Raw genomic sequence first — 12,082 nt, 5'->3', positions numbered from 1 at the left:
TATTTCCTGGTTTTAAAAAATTAATCGGTGCCCAAACGCGCGTAAAGGGCCAGGTTTATGTATCGCCCGTTTTTATATTCGTAATCCCGAAACGTACCTTCTTGTTGAAAATGAAGTTTGTTAAGCAATGCCGCCGAAGCCAGATTGGGGGTTTCTACGTACGCTTCCAGTCGGTGCACACAAACTTCGTTGAATATAAAATGAATGCAGGCATCTACCGCTTCGTACATAATTCCTTGATTCCAGTATTCGGGTAAAAGCCAGAAACCTAACTCAGCCTTACTATGTTGGCGCGATAGATTATTAAAACCACAGGCGCCGAACAATTCTAAATTATCGGGTTTGCACAAGCCCCACCAAATACCGGTTTGTTGCGCATACAGGGCATAATACCAGTTTATTTGGGCCTGGGTAGCGGCTAAGGTCTGGTACGATACGCCGTAATATTGCGTAACTTCCGGGTGGGACAACCCTTTGAAAACTTGATCAATATCGGTGGGTGTTATTTGCCGGAGTAGTAAACGGTTAGTGTATAAAGTCGGAAACATAAACTGGATTGATAAGTAGGAATAAGCAAACTTAAATCAGGTAATCGCCCGTTAGTTTTTAAAAAAGCGCGGATTAAGATTTAAACCTGATTTGACATGTTAGCTAGGGAAATATTGTGGTAAATGTTTTTTAATTTTAATTAGGGCTTGCTTCAATCTGCTTGGCTAATCAACCAATTTACGATGACAACTTCCTCCTTAAATAATTTAAATTCACTTATCGCGCTTATTTTACGGGTATACGCCTGGATTCTGACTTTGCGCTTTTCAGCCGCAGAAACTATTCGCACGAACCTTTTTAACGGAGCAACGGCTAAATCCTACGGCAATGGCATTGCTAAAAACTTATAATCTTCAACTTCCACATCGCCCACTGTACCTCGGGAATCAATCAGCAATTTGGTGATTGAATACTGGTTTATGGCAACAGTTAATGGAATAAAAGGATGCTTACTAGCACGCTAACGCACCCGAAGGATGTAGGGGAAGAGTTCATAAATTAGTAAAATTAATTTCTCCTGATGTAAAATCATATGGGTATGGGATGGTTTTAACCGGAGAAATGCCTTTAAAAATTACGAAAGTTAGGTTTGCTGGGCATTGTATAGATATAAATTTTAATCAAAAAAGAGCGCCATTTTGCCGCTCTTTTTTGATTAAAATTGCTGTTACAACAAAATAGGCAAAGCAAAGCATTGTTCGCTAGCTATCTTTGCTGAGCTGTTTTTTAATTTTTGTCTTGTTTCAAAAAGAATTTTTTAAAATTAACGTCCTTAGGGCAACGGTTTAATCATAACATCTTTAAAATAAACCTTGCTTGCCGGATCATGACCCTGAAGAGCTACTGTACCACTAGATAGCATTTTTCCGCCCATATTTTTGGTAGCTACGCTGTCGGGTTCGGTATAATCCACTACAGTTTTATCGTTAATTTTAATGGTGATGTGTTTTCCTTGAACGGATATTTGTTCGGTGTACCATTCGTTATCTTTTACGATTTGTTCTTTTACGTCTTGCACCGCGTACAAACTGCCGGTCCGGCGCCAGTCGGTGTGCGAATTATTTACCTGAATTTCGTAGCCTTTAGACGGCCAGCCAGTTTCCTGATAAGCCGTATGAATAAACATGCCCGAATTAGAGCCGGGAGTAGTCATGACCTGGGCCTTAAATTCAAAATTTTTAAATTCGTGGTTTTGTACGGGACCTTCGTAGAACAGGTGTGCCCGCGGACCGTGCACCACGATAGCCCCATTTTCTACGCTAAAGGTATTAGGATTTTCGCTGGCCCGCCAACCGTTTAAAGACGTGCCATCGAACAGGCTAATCCAGCCATCTTTACTGTTTTTTGTTCCTTTGTTCATACTGGAAGTACAGCCTACAAATAAGAAGGCCAATACCCAAAGCTTCATTTGTTTTTTCATGTGGTTTCTTGTAAAAGTGGTAAGTAGTTTTTAGTGGTTATATTGCTGCTGTTGGGTTTTAAAAAAACTTCATTGCGTAAACAAAAAAGAAAAATTTTAAAAAATCTTGTTTTAACAAGGTTTGCAACTTGCTAATTAACTGCCTTCTTCATAGAAAAAATGAATTTTCTGCAGTTAGATTAAAACACAAAACCTCCGTTTCCTGAACAATATAAAGCGTTCTGGATACACGATAAAGTGATTAGCTAAGCCTGCTCATCTGCCGGCGCAGGTAAATGGCTTACCAAAGTAATGATAAATTCATGGAGATGCCAATGCATATTTTCAATTTCCTGACTAGTTTTTTCGATGTGTTCCGTTAAATTGGTGGTTGCGACCGGCACCACAAATGCTTCTCCAAAATAGATATGCCCATCTTCGCGCAACCGGATGGCCGATTCTTTGATCCAGGCCTTTTCTTTTAAGTATTCCTCAATGTGTTTGATCAACGGATCGGTTTTCTGGTTATCTACGGTTTTGGGTATTTGGTCCATTAAATCAAATAAGGCTTGTTTTAAATTTTTAAAACCATCTTTAATTATATCCACGGCAATTAAAGAAGCTGCCGCGGCATCGGCCCACCAGAAACCAAAGCCAATACCCACAATACCCAAAATAGCCGCCACCCCGGTCATCCAATCGGCCTTTTGCATTTCGGCATCCGTGTGCAGATTTTTCTCGTGCAGTTTCTCGGCCAGCGGTAGCTTCGCTCTTCCCAGGAAAATAGCTGGTACCGTTCCCCAGATTAAGGCCGCAATCATAACATACCCAAGCCAGATTTGCTGGCCAAAAATAACAATGGTACTAATAGTGGGTCGGTCGGCTTTCAGGAGCGTTGTGGCCGAATCAATAACTAGAAAGCAACCTACCGAAAATAAAGCTAAGGAGCTGCATAAATAGGCAATGGAAACTACTTTGTGGTAACCGTATGGAAATTCCTTGTTAGCTGGTTTTAAAAATATTCGGGATACTACCAGGAATGCAATAGAAGGAGTGAGGCTTAATACATCTTCGAACCAGGCTGTTTTCATAGCCTGCGAATTGCCCATGGTCAGAAACATAATGACAATGGTAATGGCTAAGTAAACAATGGTAATCCATTCCAAACGTTTGGCTTTCCGATATAAGGGCTGCAATTCCGGGGGAAATTCAAAGTTTTTAATGGGCTTCATAAGCGGAGAGGCGGGTGTGCAGGTTTGATTTGTGTTGGTATAAAAATTCTTCTAAAGCCACGGCAAAAGCATTTTCCCCTTTTAAAACGGCCATTACATGTTTTTCTTTATTAAACTCTAGATAAGGCTGCGTAAAACTTACTTTACTTTTCCAAGTGTTTTTATCGGTAATTCCGCCAATTACCAGTTGTAATTCCCGATTTTCTAGTTTTTCAAATAAATCTTGTTCTGTATCGTTCACCCAGATAATTTTAGCTTGCTGCGTTTTAGCAAATTCTACTATTAAATCAGCTTCCAAGCCGGTGGGGTTTGCTTTAGTTTTAATTACCCACGGAGCGTTTTCAGAGTAACCAACTAATAAGGTGTTATTTTTTATTTTTCAAGGGTTTTGTCCGGATCGCGCGGAAAGTTGTTACAGGCCGATGCGGCACACCCGACAAGAATAAACAAGAACCAGAAACGCATATTAAATTTTAAGAAAAAGAAAGTTTACCAGATGAGCCGTTAGTTACAAATTTTTTAGGACACCTGTTGGCAAAAGCAATTTAAAATTCGTGGATAAAAGAAATAGAATTGAAGCAATTGCTAAAACTAGTCAGCAACCTGGAAGTATCTATAAAGACTGGAAGTATCTATAAAGATAATTACAGAAAATAGATAAACCTACCAACCTTTTAAGCTTAATTTACTAAATAAGCTAACCGGTGCCCGACGCGAAATTAGTACCGAACTAATTGAAAAATACCTGCATGATAAAAGCTTATAAAATTTATACCGGGCCGGATGGCCATACCCACGTAACTGAAGGCCATGTAACCGAAAACCAAATAAACCAGGCTACCGGGATTCGGTTTAAGGAAACGGCTGCTCCAGCCGAATATGATTGGCATACCGCTCCTACCACCCAATACGTGCTAAGCTTATCGGGAATCTTAGAGTTTGAAACTTATTCGGGACAAACCTTTCTCTTAAAACCGGGTGAGGTATTGTTGGCCATGGACACCACAGGTTCAGGCCATAAATGGCGATTGCTGGGTAATGATCCCTGGAAGAGGGCTTACGTGTTGTTTGCTGCTGGTCAGGAAATAAACTTTATCCCCACTACAACGGAGGCAGAAGCATAAACTAGTTTTTTACAACAGCAAAATTAGATCGAATCTGTTTTGTGCGTATTAAACGTTTGACATTACAACCGTTCTACCATAAAAAAGAGGAAGTAACTACTTCCTCTTTTTTATGTAATTAAACCAATTTTAAAAATTTGCCTTATTTGTCTTTCTCGTAACCGGCTAGTTTAATCATTTTATTGTAGTTCCCAAGAAGCAGGAAAGATGGTGCCCACTGGCCTACAAATAATGCTTCTTCGTCTTTTTTCATAATTTTTAAAGTAGCAGAAACAGCCATTGAGCCTAATGCTGCCCATAAAAATAAATCAGAAGGTAACTTAGAAGTATAATTTTCGATAGCCGAGGCTATTGGTCCTTCTTTATGTTCTGGATTTACGTTATCTGCTTTGTTTTTTAAATCTTGCGCTTTGTTTTTTAAGTCTTGTGAGTCCATAGTTTTATAGTTTAAATATGTGTTACATGCCTAAAAACGAATTACAGGTTCTATGGTTTAAAATTTCTTTCAACGAATTAAAATAAACTGGTTAATTGCATTCTTTTTGGTTTAACTATAAACCTAAAATCCCGACTAAAAGCTTACTTATTAAAATGATATAAAAAGGTAATAATGCCCGTATAGGCAGGTTTAGAATTCTCTTTAATTTCTAAAACTACTTCAATCTGGGCTTTGGCAATACCCCGCAGGTTTTTTAAACTTAAAAGTTTAGCCCGTAACCGAACGGCGTTATTTACAACCACTGCTTGGCTAAACCGCAGATTTTCAATTTCGTAGTTTACCTGCATTTTTAAATTTTGGATCGAAATGATCTGTCCCCATAAATAAGGCAACAACGATACCGTTAAGTACCCATGAGCAATGGTATTCCCGAAAGGAGATTCTTGCTGGGCTCTTTCAACATCCAAATGAATCCATTGGTAGTCCAGAGTAGCCGCTGCAAATTGTGAGATTTGTTCCTGCGTAATTACATGGTACTCCGAAACGCCTAATTCTGCTCCTGCGTACTGCTCAAATTCTTCGAAATTACTTATCGTTAATAAACTCATAGGTTGTCTCTTGCGCTTTTTAGTTGTTTTACATGAGTTAAATAAACCATAAAATTTTAAAAAAGTAGTATTAGTGCCCGATAGATCTTATTAAATTAATTCGCATTAGTCCGGCAAAAACGTGTTCGGAATAAAGGCTAAATAAGTTTAAACAGAACTGAATGTAAGCATTATGGGTTTACTAAGTACCCGTTAACCATAAATTTAGATTTACCAAAATATGTCTGAATATAGTTTGTTTCAGCAACTGCCGATAAGGGACCAAGTGGAACTTTTAGCCCGTCAGGGTGCTGCTATAGCCCACCGGAACCATAAAGGCTGGAGTATTACCTTATACGCGATAAATAATTATTTTGTGGAGCAATGGGAGAAAGATGGTTTAGCCATTGTAGGTACTTTTAAAAGTTCAGCTAAGCCAGTTACTATTCTGGAACCCTATTTAGATAATTTGCAAGTACAGCAATTTTTAGAAATTTAAATAACCGTTAGGTCTTGGTTGCTTTAATGGTTCATGCATCAGGCGTATTTATTCTGGGTAATTAACTTTCCCGTTTTAAAATTTTAGCGTTTAAAGCATTACAACTTACATTACTTTTGCGGTAAGTAGTTGTAGTATTAGCTGCTCATATCTAATCTTGGCGCAGGAGCGTCAACCAAAATTATAAAGCTATGAATTTATTTATTTACACTTCTCTAGATACTAACCACCGAAACATTTTACGACAACAATTGCCGCCAGAGTGCAATCTGGTATTTAGAACAGAACTATCCCCCGCCGAAGTAGAAAAAGCTTTTCAAGCGGCAGAAGTAATTATGGGCAATCCACCGGTAGATTGGTTTGCTCAAGTACCCCCTAAACTCGTATTCTGGCAGTTAGATTCGGCTGGCTTCGATCAATACCAAAATGTAAAAGTAAGTGCCTTAACAGCTAACATGGGCGATTTTTTTGCCCGTCCGTGTGCCGAAACCATGGTGGGGGGCATTCTGGCCTTTTACCGCGGTATTCCGGAATTAGTTAAGCGCCAGACAACAAAAGAGTGGCGCGGAAATCAAATACGTCCCCAATTGGATTTGTTAGGTACTAAAAAAGTAATGGTGCTGGGTGCCGGTACCATTGGTATGGCGTGTAAACAGATGTTAAAAGGATTTGGCTGCGAAGTAAAAACTACCGCTCGCCGGAACCCGGAGGCCGATATTCATTCGTTCGAAGAAATTCTAAAAAATTTACCTTACACCGACGTAGTAGTTAATACATTGCCCGGAGCCGCTGATAAATTTGTTAAGGAAGAATTTTTACAAGCCATGAAACCCGGAAGTTTGTATGCAAGCGTGGGCCGGGGCAGTACTACTGATGAACAGGCCCTTTTGGTTGCATTGCAAGCTGGTAAATTAGCCGGTGCAGTTCTGGATGTTACCGAACAAGAACCATTACCCGCAAGCAGTCCGTTTTGGGAAATGGAAAACGTGCTTTTAACCCAACATACAGGAGGCGGTTATTTCGCCGAAGAAGCAGGAAAGATAAATCAATTTTTAAAAAACTTTACCCTTTTCCGCAACGGAGAACCGATTACGGATCAGGTAAATTTAGCGCAAGGCTACTAATTTAAATCTGAATTCTAAAAAGAAAATGCGCCAAATTAAAAAGGCGACTCTTGTGAGTCGCCTTTTGCATTAATTGGTAGGTGTTAAAAAAACAGGAAGTAAAATCTAACATCCTAATTAGGACAAATTTCTTGCCGAAAATTCTGATAAACCGGTTTTGGGGTAAAAACCTTATTTAATACGTACCAAATGCTGTTTCATGGAATCCGGTAGCGAATTGTAATCCAGGAGTTCCAACGTTGGTTCAGAGGTGGCGGCTACTTTTGGTTGCAGCGTTTCAGTTATATAATGCGTTTCCAGTTTCCACATGGCCCCGTGAGTGGATCCACAACTAATAAACCAACAAAACCCCCAAATACTACATTCCCGAAATACCAAGCATTTAGATCAAAGTGTACGGGTACGGTACGGGTTTCGTAACCATCTAATTCAAACTTAACCATGTACCCTGCTTTTTTAAAAAAACCAGCACCGGAGCGTAAACGAGCTACCGTAGGAGTAGCCGCCGTATGCACCATGCGACCTTTCATATCCATTACCGTAATACGTGCGCCAACCGGGTTACTGTTAATGGGTATGGCGTAACTTGTTTTACTTACAATAGAAGCACATCCCGAAAAGGTTAATAGACTAAAAGCTAGTAATACAGTTAAAGAAGTATGGTAAAATTTTTTCATGAAAAGAGATAGAATATTTTATTGTTTATAATTTGTAAGCTGCTTCTTGCAATAACTTTTCCAATGTTCTAGGATTTTGAAATTTCAATGGTACTATTTCAAGGAAGAGGTATTAAGAACTTTCTTTTGAAAGAATATTTGTTCCTGATAAGTTTGAACAACTTTGCCGAAGAAGGCTTTTAAGTAATGATATTCTTGGGGACTGTATAATGGTTTATTTAAAGTTATTACACTGGACAAAGATACCCGGTTGCCAATCGTAGAAGCTTGAAAAAGGTATTTGCCACCGTTATTAGGTAAGGTTATGGCAACCGCCTGAGGTAAACTCACTGCTTCAAAATCCTGCGGGTAATCAATGGTAATGGTAAAAAGCTGCTCTATGGCCGTACCCAAATCCACGGGATACAATCGTTCGGCGGAGGTAAACGGATTTTTCTCCCATCGGTCTATAAAAAAAGGATCCAGTAGTAATTGATTTTTATTTAAACCATCAAAGCCTTCCACTTCTATGTTCATGGTTTGGGTAATTGGTTTATCCAGTTCTTCTAAGTTTTGAATAGCATAATTATTAATTTTAGTATCATGCCATTTGGTGCTTAGTTTTTTTACATATTCTTCCTGGTTGTTGTACGAGGTGATGTGCTTGCGGTCTTCCAAGGCTTCGTAACCCGAAGAAGTTAACGATAAATTTCCGGTGAAATGTCCATCAGGCTGCAAGGTTAAGTTTAATAAAGATACTTGACGGCGCTTATCAATGGGTTTAAGCTCGGCCCAGTAAGAGTTACCCTTGGTTGGTATAGCGCGGCCTTTGCCATTCAGGCAATGTACCGGCAACATACCAAAAGACAGGAAAGGGTCGGTGGCATCTAACTGATAAACTTTATCTTTAATTTTTACCTGCGCAATAACGTAATTAAAATCGCTGATTACCGGATGCACCTCAATAGGGTAACCATTCGCGCGGGTAGATAATATAACCGGAATAGCCGGCAGACCTGCGTATTGCAGTGCAGCAGTTAACGCCAGGTTAATATCGGCTACGTTGCCCGATTTAGCGTCGTAAGCTTTTTTAATGCCTATTTCGCTAAAACAACCGTAAACTTCATTCCAACGGAACCAATTTTTCACGAAGTTATAAACTACCTGAGCCCTTTGTAAAGAATCGGGTGTGCTGTTGAGCAGTGATTCTAAATGATTTTTAAATACTTCTTTGCCACGCTTTAATTGTACGCCAAATTTAGAATCACTGCGCATTTCCTGATCGGCATCTTGCCATTCTTTGGTGTAGCGGTTGCGGGTACCATCAAAACTTTGTACTTCGGCTAATTCAAAATTAAGGGCGGCCAGGTAATTACTCCGGGCAGTCATGTAATCTTCCTCCACAAAGGCCGGCACGTCTTTCATGGCATTTTTATAACGGGCACAATCAGATTTGCCGCCACCTACGCTAAAGCAATCTTTGATAATTTCGCTTTCTCTTTTTACTAAAGGATAAAAGCTGGTTAAGGTCATATTATAGGTGTAATTACCCGGAATTTTTGCCCAGTATTCCGTATATATTTTAGGAATATCGCTCTGGAACTCCCACCGCCGGAAGTTAAATTTAAACGGCGATTGCAGCTGATATTTAATTTCGATAACACTGCCTACTTTCACATTGGGTAAAGTAAATTTTACCAGATCGTAATATTTGCTTTTTGTTTCGAGGTAAGTTTTACTGTTAAACTTAGTTTGGACTATTTGTCCGTTTTCCAGGTTAAACGTAACGCCTTCCACGGGATAAACTGTTTCGGTTTTTCCGCCCGATTTGCGCACCGGAATGGCAAAGTTCGCTTGGTCTAAACCTTGCTTATCCAGGATTTTTATCCGGACTTTATATTCATGTTTCAGGTTTAAGTCATCATCATCACTAATCCAGCTATCCCCAAATTCATTCAGTACAACCGCGTGGGCAGCCGTATCTAAGGGGTAAGAATTCATTTGCAGCTCCTGGATAGTGGTATTGCCTAATTTAAAGCCATGATCCTGCGCTTTTAACAAAACCGGAATGGTACAAAAAAATAGAAGAAGTAGTTGTTTATGCATATTTGTTATAAATATTGGAATTAGCTTGGTAATGGAAGGTTAGCGTTTGTGAATTTTTTAAATTGTAGAGGTTTTCTAGAAATAATTAGTAAAGTCTAATCAGTGTTAGGTTAAGGTATTTATTAATGTTAGTTACTGTGTTAAGTAAAAAGTATAAGATTGGGCATGAAAGGCAAACTTTATACTTGTTTTAAAAAAGTAATAGTGAAATTATTCAACAGGAAGCACATGTTGTGCCCTTTTATAAATTCGTATTTATTTTTAAAATTAATATTAGATCATTAATATATTATTCAGGTTAAATTTAAATTTGGAAGCTATAACTGCTGTACCGAATAGTTTGCCAACTTAAAATTTAATTGTTTTGATCCGGATGTTTTTGCTGCACCATATTAATGGGAGGAAAATTAAGTGCCTTATTTATTTAATGTGCGGCTAGGATATAAAAGAAGAATAGGAAAGTATACAATCAGAAAGGTGCCCCTTAGATGTGATTGTATCGGAATAAATCTGAAGCAATAATTAATGTATTTGAATTACTTTAATATAAAATAGAGCAGCTTTCATCAGAAACCCAGAACGTGCAAATGCTAGTTTAATTTAAAGGCAGCTAACATATAAATACCATATACCTGCGGCAAAAAATAGCATAACTTCGCGCCAGATTAATGTTTTCTTACTATTGGAAGTGAAGCTTGGGAATTTGATTGAAGAGAAAAATTATGTTTTAGGTTTTTTCTTTTTAGCGGCCGGAAAGAGAATGTTATTTAATATAAGGCGGTAACCGGGCGAGTTAGGATGCAAAGCCAAATCGGTAGGTTCTTCGCCGGGTACGTGCTGGTAATCTTCGGGATCGTGACCGCCATAAAACGTCCAGGTGCCTTTGGCAATGGTGCCGTGCATGTAACGCACTTCGTTAGCTGCTTTGGTTTCGCCCATAATTATAACTTCGGACTTAATGTACTGTTTTTTAAAAGCAGTGGTCTGGCCCATAAAGCCTTTAATGGTTTTTTCGTGATTTTGGGTAAGCATAGTAGGAATAGGGTCCCATTTCGCCGAAAAAGTAAATAATGAAAAAAAGTCGTTATCCTGGTAAATATCACGTTCCCGGCGCTGGTTATCAATACTGGAAAATTCACCGTCGTAAGGGCTGGAAATAATGGTAAAATCTTTAAAAGCAAAAGTTTTAGAAAAATCCAGTTTTTGCTGCGCTTGTGGGTCTATGCCATCGCCGTCAAATAAAGCATCAACCATGTCTACGCCGTTAGCAGCCAAGGCAATATCGTAGGTATCGGTGGCCGAGCACATCGCAAACATAAATCCGCCACCAGCCACAAAAGCTTTAATATCTTTTACTACGGCTAGTTTCATTTGCGGCACTTTGGCAAAGTTATACTTTTTAGCTAATGCTTCAGATTCTTGTTGTTGAGCCCGGAACCATTCCTGACTCCGTTGCCACCGCGCCGATTTACCGTACTGTCCCGTAAAATCTTCGTGGTGCAGGTGCAGCCAATCGTATTTTAATAATTTCTGTTCCAGTACTTCTTCATCAAAAAGCAAATCGTACGGTATTTCGGCGTAGGTTAAAACCAGGGTAACGGCATCATCCCAAGGCTGTTTTATTTTAGGGGAATAAATGGCAATCCGTGGGGCTTTTTCTAATTTTACTACATCCATGTTGCTATCCGGAGCCGCAATCTGCGTTAGAATCTGGTTATATTGCGCATCCGAAATTACTTCGTATGTAACGCCCCGAACCCGCAGCTCGTTCTCGATGGCTGGCGTGTGCGGAAAAGCAAAGCTGCCTCCCCGGTAATTGAGCAACCAATCTGCTGTTTGCTGATGTTGTAAAACCCAATAAACCACGCCGTAAGCTTTTAGGTGATCTTTTTGAGTATTGTCCATGGCCACAAGTACCTGGGTAGCCCACGTTGGAAACAACACTATCAGGAAAAAAGTACAGCTAAGGGTAAAACGTTTCAGCATAGCAGACAGATTATTAAAGTAGTAACTGCTAAGTGTTTATAACGCAATTTAAACAACTTAGATGTAAATGTGGCTACAAAAAACAGATATTAAAGTTGTAGAAACCAGCTTCAAGAATAGCCTTGTTGTAAAGAGATAAAATTTAAAAAATTTTCTTGTTTGTTTGCTGTAAAACTTAAAAAATAGGAAAGTTTTAGGGACGTTTTCGCTTGGTGTGTTTGGTTTTATATTTCTATAATTTTCTCTGAAAAATTTATTTTAAAATCTTAAAGTCGGCGCTACAGCGGGGTTAATTAGGTAAGTTTCTGTAATTATAGCCTATAAACAACTTTAAACCGAATTTTGAAACTTGCTTTTACCGGCTGATTCCATGTTTTTATA

At 39.0% G+C, this 12,082-nt stretch carries 14 protein-coding genes; 4 read left to right on the top strand and 10 right to left on the bottom strand.

Going from position 1 to position 12,082, the window contains the following annotated elements; translation table 11 throughout:
• Nucleotides 1–20: 20 nt before the first annotated feature.
• Nucleotides 21–548, bottom strand: coding sequence for a GNAT family N-acetyltransferase (locus AHMF7616_RS15265; RefSeq protein ID WP_115373678.1), 528 nt, complete (start codon nt 546–548; stop codon nt 21–23).
• 183 nt (nt 549–731) lie between these two features.
• Between AHMF7616_RS15265 and AHMF7616_RS26445 the strand changes: the two genes are divergently transcribed.
• Complete coding sequence (locus tag AHMF7616_RS26445; protein ID WP_158546183.1) at nt 732–899, top strand: hypothetical protein; 168 nt, start codon at nt 732–734, stop codon at nt 897–899.
• A 422-nt stretch (nt 900–1,321) separates the two neighbouring features.
• Here the strand turns inward: AHMF7616_RS26445 and AHMF7616_RS15260 are convergent, their stop codons facing one another.
• From AHMF7616_RS15260 to AHMF7616_RS15250, 3 genes are all read right to left on the bottom strand, one after another.
• Entirely contained in the window at nt 1,322–1,969 is a 648-nt protein-coding gene (locus tag AHMF7616_RS15260) for a 3-keto-disaccharide hydrolase (RefSeq protein ID WP_115373677.1), read from the bottom strand.
• A 245-nt stretch (nt 1,970–2,214) separates the two neighbouring features.
• Nucleotides 2,215–3,180 (bottom strand): cation diffusion facilitator family transporter, encoded by a 966-nt coding sequence (locus tag AHMF7616_RS15255; RefSeq protein WP_115373676.1) that lies wholly within the window; start codon nt 3,178–3,180, stop codon nt 2,215–2,217.
• Nucleotides 3,167–3,556 (bottom strand): transporter substrate-binding domain-containing protein, encoded by a 390-nt coding sequence (locus AHMF7616_RS15250; RefSeq protein ID WP_115373675.1) that lies wholly within the window; start codon nt 3,554–3,556, stop codon nt 3,167–3,169. The genes AHMF7616_RS15255 and AHMF7616_RS15250 overlap by 14 nt, the downstream gene beginning before the upstream one ends.
• A gap of 373 nt (nt 3,557–3,929) precedes the next feature.
• Between AHMF7616_RS15250 and AHMF7616_RS15245 the strand changes: the two genes are divergently transcribed.
• Nucleotides 3,930–4,304 carry a cupin domain-containing protein gene (locus tag AHMF7616_RS15245; RefSeq protein ID WP_115373674.1) on the top strand — a complete coding sequence of 125 codons (375 nt, stop codon included), beginning with the start codon at nt 3,930–3,932 and terminating at the stop codon, nt 4,302–4,304.
• Between the two features lie 142 nt (nt 4,305–4,446).
• On the opposite strand, the gene AHMF7616_RS15240 is transcribed toward AHMF7616_RS15245, so the two are convergent.
• A complete protein-coding gene (locus tag AHMF7616_RS15240; protein WP_115373673.1) occupies nt 4,447–4,740 on the bottom strand; it encodes a hypothetical protein in 294 nt (97 codons plus the stop codon).
• 143 nt (nt 4,741–4,883) lie between these two features.
• Complete coding sequence (locus AHMF7616_RS15235) at nt 4,884–5,351, bottom strand: MaoC family dehydratase (protein ID WP_115373672.1); 468 nt, start codon at nt 5,349–5,351, stop codon at nt 4,884–4,886.
• A 220-nt stretch (nt 5,352–5,571) separates the two neighbouring features.
• Here AHMF7616_RS15235 and AHMF7616_RS15230 point away from each other — a divergent pair, with 220 nt between their 5' ends.
• Both AHMF7616_RS15230 and AHMF7616_RS15225 read left to right on the top strand, forming a co-directional pair.
• Nucleotides 5,572–5,829, top strand: coding sequence for a hypothetical protein (locus AHMF7616_RS15230; protein ID WP_115373671.1), 258 nt, complete (start codon nt 5,572–5,574; stop codon nt 5,827–5,829).
• Nucleotides 5,830–6,020: 191 nt separating this feature from the next.
• Complete coding sequence (locus AHMF7616_RS15225; protein ID WP_115373670.1) at nt 6,021–6,953, top strand: D-2-hydroxyacid dehydrogenase; 933 nt, start codon at nt 6,021–6,023, stop codon at nt 6,951–6,953.
• A 171-nt stretch (nt 6,954–7,124) separates the two neighbouring features.
• On the opposite strand, the gene AHMF7616_RS26440 is transcribed toward AHMF7616_RS15225, so the two are convergent.
• The 4 genes from AHMF7616_RS26440 to AHMF7616_RS15210 form a co-directional block, all read right to left on the bottom strand.
• Nucleotides 7,125–7,262, bottom strand: a complete 138-nt coding sequence (locus AHMF7616_RS26440) for a hypothetical protein (RefSeq protein ID WP_158546182.1) — start codon at nt 7,260–7,262, stop codon at nt 7,125–7,127.
• A complete protein-coding gene (locus AHMF7616_RS15220) occupies nt 7,235–7,630 on the bottom strand; it encodes a hypothetical protein (protein WP_115373669.1) in 396 nt (131 codons plus the stop codon). The genes AHMF7616_RS26440 and AHMF7616_RS15220 overlap by 28 nt, the downstream gene beginning before the upstream one ends.
• A 93-nt stretch (nt 7,631–7,723) precedes the next feature.
• On the bottom strand, nt 7,724–9,715 hold the full coding sequence (locus tag AHMF7616_RS15215; protein WP_115373668.1) for a DUF3857 domain-containing protein: 1,992 nt from the start codon (nt 9,713–9,715) through the stop codon (nt 7,724–7,726).
• Between the two features lie 720 nt (nt 9,716–10,435).
• Nucleotides 10,436–11,701 carry an asparagine synthetase B gene (locus tag AHMF7616_RS15210; RefSeq protein WP_115373667.1) on the bottom strand — a complete coding sequence of 422 codons (1,266 nt, stop codon included), beginning with the start codon at nt 11,699–11,701 and terminating at the stop codon, nt 10,436–10,438.
• Between the last annotated feature and the right edge of the window lie 381 nt (nt 11,702–12,082).

Origin of the sequence: Adhaeribacter pallidiroseus (genome assembly GCF_003340495.1) — a bacterium.
GTDB classification, from domain to species: domain Bacteria; phylum Bacteroidota; class Bacteroidia; order Cytophagales; family Hymenobacteraceae; genus Adhaeribacter; species Adhaeribacter pallidiroseus.
Note: the sequence above shows the minus strand (reverse complement) of the source record. Positions and strands in the feature narration are given on the sequence as shown.